The following is a 16,281-nucleotide window of genomic DNA, read 5'->3' as shown; positions in this document are numbered from 1 at the left end:
TATCGCACTCGTCATTTTGAAAAGTACTACTCAAAAATGCCAGCTTAAGCTGGCATTTTTTAATGCTCATTTAACGATTCAAAAGCTCTCTCACCCAAAGCGTTTCCTCTGAATTACGAGATCGACTAAATTCAACATTGCGATTGTGCAGCATTGCTACAGCACGAAAAAAGGCATTATTAACAATCACCGGACTCAATTGAATACCGTAAGCTTGCCACCAATATTGCTGCACTTTACAAGTAAGCAGTTGGTACAAGAAATCCAGCTCAAGAGATCCTTTATACATCACGTCCAAGTCTACCACAGGGTCTACTTTCGCAATTTCCAATGCGAGCCAATACGTGACATCTGGCAGGGTTTCGCTCTTATGTATACCCATCATATTCTCCAGAAGCTCTGACGATAATATGAGTGTAGCACCCTGCCTAAAAGTCACCATTAAGATGTGCAAATAGATTGTGGAATTTTGTAACCTACATCAGACTTGGGGGGCCACTATGCATACGGAATTCGGTATCTGGCTCCGTGATTAGCTTCTCTTCTAAATCTCGGAAAAAAGCTACACGATCATCAATGGGTTCATTTGAGTATTCTTTTGCAAGCTCAAGGTAATCTTCAAAATGCCTTGCTTCTGATTTTAGCAATGAAATATAAAACTTCGACAACTCTTCATCAAGATGCGGAGCCAAGGCAGCAAAACGCTCGCAAGAACGTGCCTCAACAAAAGCACCGATAATCATAGTATCAACCAGACGCGCAGGTTCATGGGTTCGAATGTGTTTGCGAAGACCGTCAGCATAGCGTGAGGCCGACAAGTGATCGTAAGTAACCTCTCGTTTGCGCATAATTTTATGAACTTGCTCGAAATGCAATAATTCCTCACGGGCCAAACGAGACATTTTATGAAGCAAGTTATCGCGATCAACGTAGCGATACATTAGACTCATAGCCGTTGAAGCCGCTTTTTTCTCACAGTGAGCATGGTCATTTAATAGCAGAGTTTGATTTTCTAGAGCCCAATTTACCCATGCCTCAGGAGACTCACACGGAAGAAATTCAACAAGCTCTGGGTACGCTGATAACATTACTCTACCTTTTTATGTTAAAAAACGTGATTATACCCTGTATTAAGCACTTAGGCAGCAACGTCTTGATTTGGATATCAAATTCGTAATGAATGATTTTTATGACCCCAAAAAACTGAAAATTGGCCAACATGTTGGCGTCGAGCTAGATCCGTATGTTTTAAACTACCCTATGGATAGCCATAAAACCACTTGGGTTGCAGATCAGGGTGGGCGCCCTTTTGTGCTGCGTTTCTTTCAATCTAGCAAAGGAAAGGTTGAAGATTTTTTACAAAACTCTAGGAAATACGCCAGCGTAAAACACCCTGCAATCACTCCAAATTACCCGCCTTTTTATTCTAATTTGTGGGTTTTTTCATGTTCTGCTGTCTGTGGTGGTGAAAACCTCTACAGCTTTTTAGGCAAATATCCTGACGGAGCACCTCTTAATGTTGTCATTAGCTTATTCGACAATATTGCCAAGGCATTGGATCAAGTCCATCGTAACGGTCTATTCCATGGTCATTTAGATTTAAACTCTATCCATGTAGTGAATGGACTAGGTTTAATGACAGGGTTTGGTTCGCATAACTGGATGAAAAGAATTGAGTCCAGTGAGATGGACTCTCGTTTTTTTCCTCCTGAATATCTAAAAAAAGAGCAACAGCGCACACCCGCTTCAGATAGCTTTGCTTTTATGCGCCTCTTGATGGCTGCACTATTGGGCGAGTCTATTCTTGATAAAGATTTCACTACTGGACTTCCAGATACTCACCCTAATTTAAGCGATGCTACATGGAGCCGTTTACTAAAATGGAGTCGTGAAAACGAACGCCACCGCCCTAAATCCTTAACCGAAGTAATTCGGATCATCCGAGCGAATCTTTATAAACCAGAAGTAAGTGATAGTTCAGCAACAAAACGAGCAGTGAAACGCTATATTCGTACTGTGTCGCCCATCACTCTTGGTGCTGGCGCTTTTATCGCCACAAGCCTTATTGCGGCGATCGTCCTATGGCCTGATTCACCACCACCTGAAAAGGTGGTTATTACTCCTAAAGTAGAACAACCGGAAGTTGTAATAGAAACGCCATTCGAAGCCTTGCCACAAGTATTAGAAGAACCCCTCATATCTGGTGGCACAGCACCTAAAATTGAAAAAATCCCTCCTGCGACTTTTATTATGGGCGATCAAGGTCATATGGGTGACGATAATGAAAAACCAGCTCATGAAGTCGACATACCTAATGGGTTTTACATCAGTAAATATGAAGTCACCTTTGACCAATATGACAAATTCGCCAAAGCGACCAATAGAGAACTTCCTCCAGACAATGGTTGGGGGCGAGGAGAACGCCCCGTCATTAATGTCAGCTGGCACGATGCCAAGGCCTACACTGCTTGGATATCTAGCGAGACGAATGCTGAATACCGTTTGCCAACAGAAATAGAATGGGAGTATTCCGCCAGAGCAGATTCAAGCACCGCCTTCTGGTATGGCGATAATGTAAAACAAGGCTATAGCGTCTGTGATAGCTGTGGGAGCAAGTGGGACGGCATATCGTCTGCGCCAGTTGGCAGTCAAGCGAGTAATCCACTAGGCTTATTTGATATGCACGGTAACGTCGCAGAATGGGTAGAAGACTGCTATCACGACACGTATGACGGTGCGCCAACTAAAAATCAGGTTTGGTTAGCCAATCAATGTGATAACAGAGTACTTCGGGGAGGATCTTGGTTTGATATCCCACGAGTTGGCCGTAGTTCTACTCGTTATAGAGCTCAACCTGATTTAAAAGCCAGCAATTGGGGCTTTAGGGTGGTGAGGATTATTCAGCAAGCTGATGATTTAGCTAAATCAGAATAATTCCGCTAAATGTCACCTATTCGAAATTGTTATGGCGCATAGTAAGTCTTGAGCGCTTTTTTTCTATAAAATAAGTGCATCAAAAAATGATAAAAGCATCTCACGACTTATTTTTTGTATTAAAGCAAGTCGGCGTTTTTAACATTGAGATCTGTAAAGTCAAAAAATTAAACTAAGGGGAATCAATATGCTAATAACATATTGTAGACAGGTCGAAAGACTTGTATTGGGGGACATCCCTGCATCTACCCCTTGATGCAAAAAAACGATCTGTATAGAAACAGCTAATCAAAGGAATGAAGAAATAAGGTTAGTCGCACTATTTTCTTTAGGGCAAATATAGTTAACCTAAATTCCATTATTAGCACATAACATTATCGTAAATTATTATTCAGAGGTGCAAATGAGCTTATATTTAGAGTACTTACAAGAAATAGAGAATCGTAAAAGCCAGGGATTGCATCCTAAACCGATTGATGGCGGCGACTTATTATCTGAAATCATCGCTCAAATCAAAGATACCGAGCATGAACACCGTAAAGAATCTCTAGACTTTTTCATCTACAACACCTTGCCTGGCACAACAAGCGCTGCAGTCGTTAAAGCAGAATTCTTGAAAGAAATTATCCTAGGCGAAAGTAATGTAAAAGAAATCTCACCTGAGTTCGCTCTAGAACTACTTTCTCATATGAAAGGCGGTCCATCAGTTGAAGTATTGATTGACCTTGCATTGTCAGATGATTCCTCTGTTGCAACTCCTGCTGCTGAAGTTTTAAAAACCCAAGTATTTCTGTATGAAGCAGATATGGAGCGCCTAGAATCAGCTTACAAAGCTGGTAACACTATCGCTAAAGACATTTTAGAAAGCTACGCTAAAGCAGAGTTTTTCACTAAGCTTCCTGACATCAGCGAAAAAATTGAAGTGGTAACTTACATTGCCGCTGAAGGTGATATCTCTACAGATTTGCTATCTCCAGGTAACCAAGCTCACTCACGCTCTGACCGTGAACTTCACGGTAAGTGCATGATCACACCTGAAGCTCAGCAAGAAATCAAAGCATTACAAATCAAACACCCAACAGCGAAAGTTATGCTTATCGCAGAAAAAGGCACAATGGGCGTTGGTTCTTCACGTATGTCTGGCGTAAATAACGTCGCGCTTTGGGCTGGTCAACAAGCAAGCCCATACATTCCATTCGTGAACTTTGCTCCAGTTGTTGCGGGCACGAACGGCATCTCCCCAATTTTCATGACGACTGTTGGTGTTACTGGCGGTATCGGTCTAGACCTGAAAAACTGGGTTAAGAAAGTGGATGCTAATGGTAAACCAGTTCTTGATGCTAATGGCGATACCGTTCTTGAGCAAGCCTACTCAGTAGAGACAGGTACTGTTTTAACAATCAACACTAAAGAAAAGAAACTTTACAACGGTGATAAAGAATTAGTCGATGTTTCTTCCGCTTTCACTCCACAACAAGTTGAGTTTATGAAAGCCGGTAGCTCATACGCTGTTGTCTTTGGCAAGAAACTACAAACGTTTGCCGCTGAAACACTAGGTATCCCAACGCCTACTGTCTATGCTCCTGCACAAGAAATATCTAATGATGACCAAGGTCTAACGGCAGTTGAGAAAATCTTCAACAAAAATGCAGTGGGTGTTAAATCTAAAAAAGCACTACATGCTGGGTCTGATGTTCGCGTAAAAGTAAACATTGTTGGCTCGCAAGACACGACTGGCTTAATGACGGCCCAAGAATTAGAGTCTATGGCAGCTACTGTCATTTCTCCAAGCGTTGATGGTGCTTACCAATCTGGTTGCCACACTGCGTCTGTTTGGGATTCAAAAGCGCAAGCTAACATTCCAAAACTTATGTCTTTTATGAACAAATTTGGATTAATCACAGGTCGTGATCCAAAAGGCGTTTATCCTCCAATGACTGACGTTATTCATAAAGTCTTGAATGATATTACTGTTGATGACACAGCGATCATCATTGGTGGTGACTCTCATACTCGCATGTCTAAAGGCGTCGCTTTTGGTGCCGATTCTGGAACAGTTGCGTTGGCTTTAGCGACAGGTGAAGCAACTATGCCAATCCCTGAATCTGTCAAAGTAACCTTTAAAGGCGAAATGAAGAGCCACATGGATTTCCGTGACGTTGTACACGCTACGCAAGCTCAGATGCTTAAACAATTTGGCGGCGAAAACGTATTCCAAGGTCGTGTAATCGAAGTACACATTGGCACGTTGATGGCTGACCAAGCGTTCACCTTTACTGACTGGACTGCTGAGATGAAAGCAAAAGCTTCCATCTGTATTTCTCAAGACAAGACTCTTATTCAATCGCTTGAATTAGCAAAAAAACGCATTCAGATCATGATTGATAAAGGCATGGAGAATGAAGCTCAAACGCTTCATGGCTTGATTGCTCTTGCTGACAAGCGTATTGCCGGTATCACTTCAGGCGAACAACCTGCCTTGGTTCCAGACAACAATGCCCATTACTATGCTGATGTCGTTGTTGACCTTGATGAAATCATTGAACCAATGATTGCCGATCCAGACGTTAACAACGATGACGTTTCTAAGCGTTACACTCACGATGTGATTCGCCAAATATCTTTCTATAAAGATAAACCTGTTGATCTAGGTTTCGTTGGTTCTTGCATGGTTCACAAAGGCGATATGCAGATCATCGCTCAAATGCTTCGCAACCTTGAAAAACAAAATGGTAGCGTATCATTCAAAGTGCCACTAGTTGTTGCGCCACCAACATATAACATCGTTGATGAGCTAAAAGCAGAGGGTGACTGGGATATTCTGAAGAAATATGCTGGTTTTGAATTTGACGATGCTAAACCAAAAGGCGAAGCACGTACTAAATACGAAAACATCATGTACTTGGAACGCCCTGGATGTAACTTGTGTATGGGTAACCAAGAGAAAGCAGAGCCAGGCGATACGGTTATTGCGACCTCTACTCGATTATTCCAAGGTCGTGTTGTAGCGGATTCTAAAGAGAAGAAAGGCGAATCTTTGCTTGGCTCCACTCCAGTCGTTGTACTTTCTACAATATTGGGACGTTTCCCAACATTAGAAGAATACAAAGCTGCTGTAGCAGGCATTACACTAACGGATTTCGCTCCACCGCTAGATGCAATGACAATGGCTCCAGTAGAGTTTATTCCTGTAAACAACATCTAAACCCTACAGTAAAATCATATTGCTAATATGATGCAATGCCGGTGTTAATCTACAAAAAGCCTTACAGGCAATGCGTAGAGGTTAACACCGGCATTTTTTTATTGGGCTAAAACGATAAAACCAGTAACTTACAAGATAGCGACCAACAAAAACAAAAAAGCCCCGCATAAGCGAGGCTTTATCCTAGAAGATTTGGTTAACTAAATAACTTCACGCTCAACAAGCTCATCAAATTCAGCTTGCAGCTGACGCTCTATAGGGCTTTCCACATCCTTAGCGTTAATATGGTGCTGTCGACCAGCATGTTTCGCTTTATGTTTAATTAACTGTTTCTCCAACTTGCCAACTAACATGTCAAGGGCAGGTTTGAGTTGTTTATCTGTTTGTACCATTGCAAAAAGGTCATGACCAGGAATATGAACACTGGCTTCTACTATTAATTCATGAGTCCCATGCTTCTCTGTATTTAAGGTCACATTAATGGTGGTTATCTGATTATTGATGCGCGCCAAGTGATCCATTTTTTCTTTTACTACTTCTTGAACTTCTTCACCAGATTGGACGTGGTGACCGCTAATATTCAATGTATACATAGAGAATTTCCTTCTGTTTTGGTCAGGTTTTTTTATTAACTTAAGTCTTGTTCCTCCTCTGCTGCCCTTACCTATAATCTAAGGATGGTATGATCAGATTTCAATGCTCAGATTGTAAATACTTGTTCAAGATCATGAACGAACCCAATAATTTACATTCCAACACAAACAAACCTCCTTAAAACACTTTATATATCAATATCATAAGTCTAAATATCTAGCAAATATTTCAGTCTATATTATTTTAAAATATGCAATTATTTTCCCTGCAACAAACTCAATCATCACCATAACAAATCTAAATAGCCATTTTCTTTGCCTAAACAGGCTCTACATCTCGCATCAAACGGCTACTGTACAACCGATAGAGAATCGCAAGAAATACACACAATCCAGCCGGTACAGATAACGCATAAAAACTAAACTGATGAAATAGCCATGCGCCTATTGATCCGCCAAAAATAAAACCTGTCACTATGATGATAAACAAAAAAGCTCTGCGTTTATCAAGAGTCTTTCCCTGCAAAGCCCCTCCCAACATAATCCCTAAATCCGTAAAGATCCCTGTTAAATGAGTTGTTCGCACTACAGCACCGCTGTAGGTCGTTGCAAGAGCATTTTGCAGGCCGCAAGCTGCTGACGCGAAATAATGTCCAGAGGTATGATTACTTAACAAAAAATACATAGCAATTAATAAAAAAGCGGCCTCAACAATTAATAAGACATCGTACAAGCGACCCAGTTTCAACGATGTTCCCGTCAACATAAAACCAGAAAGCGCAGAGCCAAATAAGAAGCTTAGCAGTATTCCAATTAGATGCAAAAGTGTCTCTGGTATTGGGTTTAACAACGCGCTACCTATAAGTGTAGCAGTCCCCGATAAATGCGACACGGCCTGATGTTGAAAACCCAATAAAGCAACGGCATTAACACTTCCAGCGATCAAAGCGAGCAAAAATGCACCGTACTCTACCCACTTTGGTAATCTTGATAACACACACCCTCCTAGAGCTTCTATATTGTCTTGGCCACGTAATCCTACATATCCAATAAATGGAGCATGCAACTCATTGATAACATCATGCCCTTACCCACCAAGCAAGCAAAAAAAAGCGCCAGTCACGAATGACTGGCGCTTTCATTTAAAGCCAAACTAGATGTATCTAGTCATTTAGTAAGATGCGTAACATGCGACGTAATGGCTCTGCTGCACCCCATAATAGCTGGTCACCAACAGAGAAAGCGCTGATATATTCAGGCCCCATGTTCAACTTACGAATACGGCCAACAGGAATGTTCAATGTACCTGTTGCCGCTGTCGGAGTTAAACGCTCCATAGTCGCTTGCTTATCATTAGGAACCACACTCACCCAATCGTTATGCTGAGCGAGCATGCCTTCTATGTCCGCAACAGGAATGTCTTTGTTTAGCTTGATAGTATAAGCCTGACTATGGCAACGCATCGCACCGATACGAACACAGAGACCATCAACTGGTATTGGTTTTCCATCAACACCTAAGATCTTGTTACACTCAGCCTGTGCCTTCCACTCTTCGCGGCTTTGACCATTATCAAGCTGACTATCGATATAAGGAATCAAAGAGCCAGCCAGTGGCACACCAAACTGATCAGTAGGCAATTTACCAGAACGCATTGTTTCTGCGACCTTACGATCAATTTCAAGAATCGCGCTAGCAGGATCAGCGAGCTCTCCGGCAACAGAATCTTGCAGCATGCCCATTTGATTGATTAATTCACGCATGTGGCGTGCACCGCCACCAGAAGCGGCTTGGTAAGTCATAGAGGTCATCCATTCAATATGACCTTTCTCGAACAACCCACCTAGCGCCAATAACATCAAACTAACGGTACAGTTACCGCCAACAAACGTTTTTACGCCATTGCTCAAACCTTGCTTGATAACATTTAAGTTAACAGGATCAAGCACGATAATGGCATCTTTATCCATACGTAGAGAAGATGCCGCATCGATCCAGTAACCTTTCCAACCAGCATTACGCAACTGTGGGTAAATAGCCTTGGTGTAATCCCCGCCTTGACAGGTAATAATAATATCCATCTTTTTCAATGCTTCAATATCGCTTGCATCTTGAAGTAATGGAATATCTTTACCAATTTCTGGACCTTTCTGCCCCGTTTGAGATGTAGTGAAGAAAACAGGATCAATATGATCAAAGTCTTTTTCTTCCATCATTCGTTGCATCAACACGGAACCGACCATTCCGCGCCATCCGACTAAACCTACAGTTTGTTTTGACATGGTTAACGTTACCTTTTTTTGTGGGGCCACTCATACCAAGAGCAGTATCCCTAATGAATACCCAATATCGTTATGATATTAAGCTTTTAATGCTGCTAGAACGGCATCGCCCATGGCTTTCGTACTAACCGTTTCGCATCCTTTTGATGCAATATCTGCCGTTCTTAGACCTAGATCTAGAACCTTACTTACTGCCGCTTCAATAGCATCCGCCGCATCTTTTGCGTCTAAAGAATAACGCAACATCATAGCAACTGACAAAATTGTCGCCAATGGGTTAGCGATTCCTTTGCCTGCAATATCTGGCGCAGAGCCGTGACATGGCTCATACATACCGCGACCTTCAGCATTTAGAGAAGCAGAAGGTAGCATACCAATAGAACCTGTCAACATGGCAGCAGCATCAGAAAGGATATCACCAAACATATTGCCAGTAACCATTACATCAAACTGTTTTGGTGCACGAACGAGCTGCATTGCAGCATTATCTACTAGCATATGAGTCAATTCGACGTCAGGATACTCTTTCGCTACTTCTTCCATAACTTCTTTCCAAAGTACCGTTACTTCCAACACATTGGATTTATCTATAGAGCACACTCTTTTACCACGTTGACGAGCGGCTTCAAAAGCAGAACGACCAATTCGACGAATTTCTGACTCATTGTAAACGTACGTATTAAAACCTTCACGCTCGCCATTTTCTAATACACGAATACCACGTGGCTGACCAAAATAAATACCACCCGTTAACTCACGAACAATAAGGATGTCCAAGCCAGCAACGATTTCTGGTTTCAAACTAGACGCATCCGCTAGCTGCGGGTACAAAATTGCAGGACGAAGATTCGAAAACAGCTCAAGATTAGAACGTAAGCCAAGTAAGCCTTTTTCAGGGCGAACAGACATGTCTAACTTATCCCACTTAGGACCACCCACAGCCCCAAGCAAAATAGCATCTGCTGCTTTCGCTTTTGCTAATGTCGCTTCTGGCAATGGTGAACCCGTTTCATCGTAAGCAGAACCACCAACCAAGGCGCTTTCATGCTGAATATTCAATGAGAACTGTTCGTTCACCGCATCTAACACACGAACCGCTTGCGCAACGATTTCTGGACCAATACCGTCACCCGGTAATACCAATACATTTTTAGTCATTTTAAACCCTTAAAAGCTATGTCTTTTATTTACTGACCGCGTGGCAAGAAAAGCCAAGGCGCATCATTCATACGTTTTTCTTCGTAACGGCGAATCGCAGAATCTTGTTGTAAGGTTAAGCCAATATCATCCAAGCCATTCAACAAACAATGTTTACGGAAGTTATCGACATTAAACTCAAATGTCGCACCAGAAGGCGATGTGACCGTTTGTTTTTCAAGATCGACAATCACTTGAGCACCTTCGCGCAATGCCACTTCTGCAAACAATTGATCTACTTCTTCTGCTTGTAAAACGATAGGCAATAAGCCATTTTTGAAGCAATTGTTATAGAAGATATCAGCAAAGCTTGGCGCAATAATCGCGCGAAAACCATAATCATCCAATGCCCAAGGCGCATGCTCACGGCTAGAACCACAACCAAAGTTTTGTCGAGCCAATAATACGCTCGCACCTTTATAGCGATCTTGGTTCAGCACAAAATCCTTACGTATTGGTCGACCATCGCATTCTTGATCCGGCTGGCCTTCGTCTTCATAACGAAGCTCATCAAATAAATTTTTACCAAAGCCCGTACGCTTGATGGATTTCAAGAACTGCTTAGGAATAATCATATCGGTATCAACGTTTGCCAAATCCAAAGGAGCGGCTAAACCTGTGTGTTTAGTAAAAGGACGCATGCTCTTCTCTCCTAGTGTTTAACAAACTCATTAACATCAACAAAGTGACCAGCAATCGCAGCCGCCGCAGCCATCGCAGGACTAACCAAATGCGTACGACCACCAAAGCCCTGACGACCTTCAAAGTTACGGTTTGAAGTTGACGCACAATGTTCCCCAGAACCAAGTTTGTCAGCGTTCATTGCCAAACACATAGAGCAACCAGGCTCACGCCATTCTAATCCAGCCGCTTCAAAAATCTCATGCAAGCCTTCTTTTTCAGCTTGTGCTTTGACTAAACCAGAACCTGGAACAACAATAGCTTGCTTAAGTGTTGATGCCACTTTACGGCCTTTGACAACCTGAGCAGCAATGCGAAGGTCTTCAATACGCGAGTTCGTACAGGAACCAATGAAAACGCGGTCTAGCACAATGTCAGACAACATAGATTTACCTTCGAGCCCCATATATTTCCAAGCTCGAGCGTAACCTTCTTTTTTCACTGGATCTTTTTGATCTTCTGCGCGTGGAATTGGCTCATCAATGGCGATAACCATTTCAGGGGAAGTTCCCCAGGTTACTTGTGGCTTGATATCTTCGGCTTTAATTACAACAACTTCATCGAACTGTGCATCTTTGTCAGATACAAGATCTTTCCACGCCTCAACAGCCATTTTCCAATGCTCGCCTTTTGGTGCATAGGGACGACCTTTGACGTATTCAATCGTCGTCGCATCAACAGCAATCAAGCCAACACGAGCACCCGCTTCAATCGCCATGTTACAAACCGTCATACGGCCTTCCATGGATAATGATTGGATGCCAGTGCCGCCAAATTCAATCGCGTAGCCAGTACCACCCGCTGTACCGATCGCACCGATAATCGCCAAAACAACGTCTTTCGCAGACACCCAAGGCGATAATTCACCATCAACACGAACCAACATGTTGCGGCTTTTCTTTTGTACTAAACACTGAGTTGCCAATACATGCTCAACCTCAGACGTACCGATACCATGCGCCAAAGCACCAAATGCACCATGTGTCGATGTATGGGAATCACCACAAACCACTGTCATACCTGGAAGCGTTGCACCCTGTTCTGGCCCAACTACGTGAACGATTCCTTGGCGAATGTCTTTCATATTGAATTCAGTGATGCCGAATTCGCTACAGTTATCATCTAACGTTGTTACTTGGATTTTAGATACTGGATCAGCAATACCATCTACGCCAGAAATACGTTCTTTCTTGGTCGTTGGTACGTTATGGTCTGGCGTTGCCAAACTTGAAGACACACGCCAAGGCTTACGCCCAGCCAATCGAAGCCCTTCAAAAGCTTGCGGTGATGTCACTTCATGGAGCAATTGCAAATCAATATAAATCAATGCACTGCCGTCATCTCGTTGCTGAACAAGGTGGCTATCCCACAACTTGTCATAAAGGGTTTTACCGGACATAAGTTCTCTCCTCAGAAATCTATTGCGCTATCCTAAAACTTTGGCTTAAATTACTCAAATTCATATTTTTCATGTTTTGGATAATTTTTTGGAATGATAGATATTGCCGAACTGCTTACCTTTATAAAAGTCGCCGAAACCAGCTCCTTCTCAGAAGCTGGTACACAGCTTTTTGTTACGCAACCAGCCGTTAGTAAACGCGTCGCCGCGCTGGAAAGCAGCTTAGGCGTTCGGCTTTTTGATCGCATCGGTCGCCAGGTTCAATTAACCGAAGCTGGCATTCGTCTATTACCCAAAGCTCGAAAAATGGCGGAAGACTTACAAGATATAAAACGCAGCATGACATTACAGATGCAGGACGTAAGCGGTGAATTACGCATATCCACCAGCCATCACGTTGGCTTGCATCGTTTACCTAAATCGTTAAAACGATTTCAAGAAGATTTTCCCAGCGCGCAATTGGAAATTGAATTTGCGCAATCTGAAGAAGCCTACCAAGATGTTCTGAAAGGGCGAGCAGAACTTGGGATCATTACGTTATCCAACAAAGAAAATCCGCTCATTGAGTCTCTGCCTATTTGGTCTGACCCACTCACTTGCGTCGTCAGTAAAGATCACCCTCTTGCACTTTCTAAAAATCTGAGCCTAATTGAATTAGCCCAACATGCTTGTGTTCTACCTAATAAAAATACCTTCACTAGACAAATTGCCGAGCAAGCCTTTGGTAAACAAGGACTAAAGCCCCAAGTACGAATGAATACGAACAATTTAGAAACATTGGCAATGCTGGTGAATATTGGTTGGGGATGGTCACTACTGCCTTCTACCTTAGTTGATGAAAAGCTAGTAGTGTTGAATTTGCCGGATTTGAACGTAGAAAGGAAACTAGGGGTCATTCACCACAAACAAAGAACATTAAGCCGTGCAGCCATTGCCTTTATTGAATTATTAAAAAGCGATGGCAGCAGCTTATAGATAATAACACCTTGACTAACTAGCGGCGCTGACTAATTAAAAGAATCGTTAGCGCCAGCGCACTAACACAAGCAGCCAAAGTGAAAACCCATGCTCCACCGATCCATTCCCATAAATATCCAGAAATAACCATTCCTAGCCCGCCGCCCAATCCTATAGCAAAAGCGCTGTACATGGCTTGCCCTTGACCAGCAAAACGTTCTGGAAAAAGACGTCGAATCTGTTCGATGGACACCATATGAAACAAAGCAAAGGTAATACAGTGAAGTAACTGAGTTAGAATAAGCACCCAAACTACCGATGCAAACCACCCCACCAGAAACCAACGAACGATGCCACAAATAAAACAAAGGGTGATGATGTGAACCACATCAAAACGCTTGATGGTATTACCGAAGAATAAAAACAAGAAAATTTCAATCACCACCCCCAAAGCCATTAACAAGCCTATGTACTGACCGCTGTAGCCTAAGTTCGACAGATGGACAGCAAAAAACACATTAAAAGGGGCATGAGACATAAAAGCCAAAAAAGCCAATCCGAAAAACAACATGGACTCAGGCGTTCTAAGCAAGGACAGAAAAGAAGTCGTGGCCTTTTGCGTATGAACCTCGTAAGCCTGCTCTTTAATAAAAAACGAAGTGACAACGGCAAGCGCCAAAAACACACACATTGTGGGAATAACAATGCCAATACCAAACTGACCAATCAAAAAGCCAGCGCCCGTCACCGCAAAGACATAACCAATCGAACCACCTACCCTTAAGCGCGTATAAGGCACATCTAGTTGGCGAATGCTTCTAACCGCTAACGAATCTGTCATTGGTATCAAAGCAGAATAAAACAGCGCCATAGTACAAGTTAACAGCCATAATGTTTCAAACTGGTCATTCCAATTGAATGGAATAACAGCAATAAAACAACCTAGTATTGCTATTTGTAAGATCCGCTTTGGTAAACCTACTTTCGCCGTTAACCAGCCCCAAAAATGTGGAATCAGTATGCCAGATAAAGTAAATGTAGACATCAAGCGGCCAATCTCAGAAGCCGTTAAGCCAATCGATTTATAATACAGCGATATATAAGGCATCATCACACCAACAAGCGCGCAGAAGAAAAAATAAAAGAAAAATAAAGGCCAAGCGACAGGACGAGCATTTTCAGAAAACATCAGGGCTCCAAAAAATTGTGATGTTTACTGCCAAATAAGACAACAAAGATCATGCATTAACTATAATGATTAAGTATGCTGGAAATATTGTGAAAAAGCACGACAGGTAATGGCGTAAATCCTCAACAAATTTAAGCAATTCTGTTAATGCTTATATCAGAAATATTCCTATTTTACAGCGAGGACAATCATGACAGACAAACAAGAATGGTGGCGTGGCGCAGTAATCTATCAAGTTTATCCTCGTAGTTTTTTCGACTCAAATAACGATGGCATAGGCGACCTTCCTGGTGTCACTGCGAAGATGAAATACATCGCTTCATTAGGTGTTGATGCTATTTGGTTATCGCCCTTTTTCACTTCGCCAATGAAAGACTTTGGTTACGATGTTTCCGACTACTGCGACGTAGACCCTATTTTCGGCAACCTAGCTGACTTTGATGAGCTGATTACTTCAGCACATCATCATGGCCTTAAAGTGATGATCGACCAAGTTCTAAATCACAGTTCAGATCAGCATCCTTGGTTTGTAGAATCGCGCAATAGTCACGACAACGACAAAGCTGATTGGTATGTTTGGGCTGATGCTAACCCTGACGGTACTGTTCCTAACAATTGGCTATCTGTTTTTGGTGGTCCGGCTTGGCATTGGGACAGCCGTCGTCGCCAATATTATCTTCATAATTTTTTAGACAGCCAACCTGACTTAAACTTCCACAACCCTGATGTCGTCGATGCTCTACTTGACACCGTCGAGTTCTGGCTAAAACGCGGTGTAGACGGCTTCCGACTAGATACAGCAAATTATTACTATCATGACATTGAGCTAAGAAGTAACCCACCTAAAAAAGAAGTGGTTGAAGGCAGTATCGGTGTTCGCCTGGATAATCCATATGCCTATCAACTACACCTGTATGATAAATCCCGACCTGAAAACATTACCTTTTTACAACGCTTACGCAGCTTGTTAGATCAATACCCAAACACCACAACAGTTGGTGAAGTGGGATGCGATTTTGCATTAGAAACCATGGCGGCTTATACGCAAGACAAAGACAAGCTGCATATGTGCTACTCATTCGATCTATTAACGCATGATTCTTCTATGGCGCACATACGCAACACCATGGAAACAATAGAAGCGGGGTTAGGCGATGGCTGGCCTTGTTGGTCGATAGGTAATCATGACGTAGAACGAGTAGCAACCCGCTGGGGCAACAATCACGACCCGATTGCCAAAAGCAAAATCTACATGGCGATGCTTTTAACTTTACGAGGTAGTGTTTGCTTGTATCAAGGTGAAGAGCTTGGACTGCCTGAGGCTGAACTAACATTTGACCAACTAGTTGATCCTTTTGGTATTGCCTTTTGGCCAGAGTTTAAAGGCCGAGATGGTTGCAGGACCCCTATTCCATGGAAAAACGAAACATTGGGAGGTTTTACTCAGTCCACTCAACCGTGGCTACCTATTGCAAAAGATCAGCTAGCATTAGCGGTTAGTGAACAAGAGGGCAACCGCCATTCCGTTTTGCATGCTTATCGCGACTTTCTTCATATACGACGCAATCATCCGGAGTTACGCCATGGTGACATCAAGTTTATCTACAACGATGAAACAACACTGACATTTTTGCGCAGCTATAAAGGCAAGCGCCTTTATGTGGCCATTAATACCGCCAACCAAGACATCATTTTGCCAATCGAATTTAAGCTATCAGCATTAACCTTGCCAGAAGCAATACACAGCGGATACATAGACGGCAACACTGTCATACTTCCTCCATTTAGTATTTTAATCGCATCCGTCTTAAAGTAAGGTTTTTCTAGACACAAGGCCTCTAGTA

The 16,281-nt window shown here is 42.6% G+C and carries 13 protein-coding genes; 4 read left to right on the top strand and 9 right to left on the bottom strand.

The features are described 5' to 3' along the window. Window positions 1-70: 70 nt before the first annotated feature. Entirely contained in the window at window positions 71-385 is a 315-nt protein-coding gene (locus tag CYL31_RS09970) for a hypothetical protein (protein ID WP_249411758.1), read from the bottom strand. Between the two features lie 91 nt (window positions 386-476). After that, window positions 477-1,088 carry a MiaE family protein gene (locus CYL31_RS09965; RefSeq protein WP_212918754.1) on the bottom strand — a complete coding sequence of 204 codons (612 nt, stop codon included), beginning with the start codon at window positions 1,086-1,088 and terminating at the stop codon, window positions 477-479. Between the two features lie 88 nt (window positions 1,089-1,176). On the opposite strand from CYL31_RS09965, the gene CYL31_RS09960 reads away from it, so the two are divergent. Then, on the top strand, window positions 1,177-2,934 hold the full coding sequence (locus tag CYL31_RS09960; RefSeq protein WP_212918753.1) for a formylglycine-generating enzyme family protein: 1,758 nt from the start codon (window positions 1,177-1,179) through the stop codon (window positions 2,932-2,934). A gap of 403 nt (window positions 2,935-3,337) precedes the next feature. Beyond that, complete coding sequence (locus CYL31_RS09955; RefSeq protein WP_212918752.1) at window positions 3,338-6,139, top strand: bifunctional aconitate hydratase 2/2-methylisocitrate dehydratase; 2,802 nt, start codon at window positions 3,338-3,340, stop codon at window positions 6,137-6,139. Between the two features lie 200 nt (window positions 6,140-6,339). Here CYL31_RS09955 and hpf read toward each other — a convergent pair whose 3' ends face one another. From hpf to leuC, 6 genes are all read right to left on the bottom strand, one after another. Beyond that, window positions 6,340-6,732, bottom strand: coding sequence for a ribosome hibernation-promoting factor, HPF/YfiA family (gene hpf / locus CYL31_RS09950; protein ID WP_212918751.1), 393 nt, complete (start codon window positions 6,730-6,732; stop codon window positions 6,340-6,342). Between the two features lie 319 nt (window positions 6,733-7,051). Continuing rightward, the gene (locus CYL31_RS09945; RefSeq protein ID WP_212918750.1) at window positions 7,052-7,729 is read right to left on the bottom strand and encodes a YoaK family protein; all 678 of its coding nucleotides are present in this window, start codon (window positions 7,727-7,729) and stop codon (window positions 7,052-7,054) included. 166 nt (window positions 7,730-7,895) lie between these two features. Then, window positions 7,896-9,014, bottom strand: coding sequence for an aspartate-semialdehyde dehydrogenase (asd, locus tag CYL31_RS09940; RefSeq protein WP_212918749.1), 1,119 nt, complete (start codon window positions 9,012-9,014; stop codon window positions 7,896-7,898). A 78-nt stretch (window positions 9,015-9,092) separates the two neighbouring features. Then, window positions 9,093-10,172 (bottom strand): 3-isopropylmalate dehydrogenase, encoded by a 1,080-nt coding sequence (gene leuB, locus CYL31_RS09935; protein ID WP_212918748.1) that lies wholly within the window; start codon window positions 10,170-10,172, stop codon window positions 9,093-9,095. Window positions 10,173-10,201: 29 nt separating this feature from the next. Next, the gene (gene leuD, locus CYL31_RS09930; protein WP_212918747.1) at window positions 10,202-10,852 is read right to left on the bottom strand and encodes a 3-isopropylmalate dehydratase small subunit; all 651 of its coding nucleotides are present in this window, start codon (window positions 10,850-10,852) and stop codon (window positions 10,202-10,204) included. An 11-nt stretch (window positions 10,853-10,863) separates the two neighbouring features. Continuing rightward, entirely contained in the window at window positions 10,864-12,291 is a 1,428-nt protein-coding gene (gene leuC, locus CYL31_RS09925; protein ID WP_212918746.1) for a 3-isopropylmalate dehydratase large subunit, read from the bottom strand. Window positions 12,292-12,384: 93 nt separating this feature from the next. Between leuC and CYL31_RS09920 the strand changes: the two genes are divergently transcribed. After that, the gene (locus CYL31_RS09920) at window positions 12,385-13,266 is read left to right on the top strand and encodes a LysR family transcriptional regulator (protein WP_212918745.1); all 882 of its coding nucleotides are present in this window, start codon (window positions 12,385-12,387) and stop codon (window positions 13,264-13,266) included. Between the two features lie 19 nt (window positions 13,267-13,285). On the opposite strand, the gene CYL31_RS09915 is transcribed toward CYL31_RS09920, so the two are convergent. Beyond that, entirely contained in the window at window positions 13,286-14,437 is a 1,152-nt protein-coding gene (locus tag CYL31_RS09915) for an MFS transporter (RefSeq protein ID WP_212918744.1), read from the bottom strand. 190 nt (window positions 14,438-14,627) lie between these two features. Here CYL31_RS09915 and CYL31_RS09910 point away from each other — a divergent pair, with 190 nt between their 5' ends. Continuing rightward, entirely contained in the window at window positions 14,628-16,253 is a 1,626-nt protein-coding gene (locus CYL31_RS09910) for an alpha-amylase family glycosyl hydrolase (RefSeq protein WP_212918743.1), read from the top strand. The last annotated feature ends 28 nt before the right edge of the window (window positions 16,254-16,281 follow it).

The sequence above is a fragment of the Marinomonas sp. A3A genome (genome assembly GCF_018336955.1).
Lineage (GTDB): Bacteria > Pseudomonadota > Gammaproteobacteria > Pseudomonadales > Marinomonadaceae > Marinomonas > Marinomonas lutimaris.
The sequence above is the reverse complement of the archived record's forward strand: the minus strand, read 5'-3'. Positions and strand labels throughout refer to the sequence as shown.

Excerpts from the sequence above, each read along its gene's own strand:
- CYL31_RS09965 (WP_212918754.1), bottom strand. The coding sequence starts at position 1,088 with ATGTTATCAGCGTACCCAGAGCTTGTTGAATTTCTTCCGTGTGAGTCT.
- CYL31_RS09960 (WP_212918753.1), top strand. The coding sequence starts at position 1,177 with ATGAATGATTTTTATGACCCCAAAAAACTGAAAATTGGCCAACATGTT.
- CYL31_RS09970 (WP_249411758.1), bottom strand. The coding sequence starts at position 385 with ATGATGGGTATACATAAGAGCGAAACCCTGCCAGATGTCACGTATTGG.
- CYL31_RS09955 (WP_212918752.1), top strand. The coding sequence starts at position 3,338 with ATGAGCTTATATTTAGAGTACTTACAAGAAATAGAGAATCGTAAAAGC.
- leuC (WP_212918746.1), bottom strand. The coding sequence starts at position 12,291 with ATGTCCGGTAAAACCCTTTATGACAAGTTGTGGGATAGCCACCTTGTT.
- leuB (WP_212918748.1), bottom strand. The coding sequence starts at position 10,172 with ATGACTAAAAATGTATTGGTATTACCGGGTGACGGTATTGGTCCAGAA.
- hpf (WP_212918751.1), bottom strand. The coding sequence starts at position 6,732 with ATGTATACATTGAATATTAGCGGTCACCACGTCCAATCTGGTGAAGAA.
- asd (WP_212918749.1), bottom strand. The coding sequence starts at position 9,014 with ATGTCAAAACAAACTGTAGGTTTAGTCGGATGGCGCGGAATGGTCGGT.
- CYL31_RS09915 (WP_212918744.1), bottom strand. The coding sequence starts at position 14,437 with ATGTTTTCTGAAAATGCTCGTCCTGTCGCTTGGCCTTTATTTTTCTTT.
- leuD (WP_212918747.1), bottom strand. The coding sequence starts at position 10,852 with ATGCGTCCTTTTACTAAACACACAGGTTTAGCCGCTCCTTTGGATTTG.
- CYL31_RS09910 (WP_212918743.1), top strand. The coding sequence starts at position 14,628 with ATGACAGACAAACAAGAATGGTGGCGTGGCGCAGTAATCTATCAAGTT.
- CYL31_RS09920 (WP_212918745.1), top strand. The coding sequence starts at position 12,385 with ATGATAGATATTGCCGAACTGCTTACCTTTATAAAAGTCGCCGAAACC.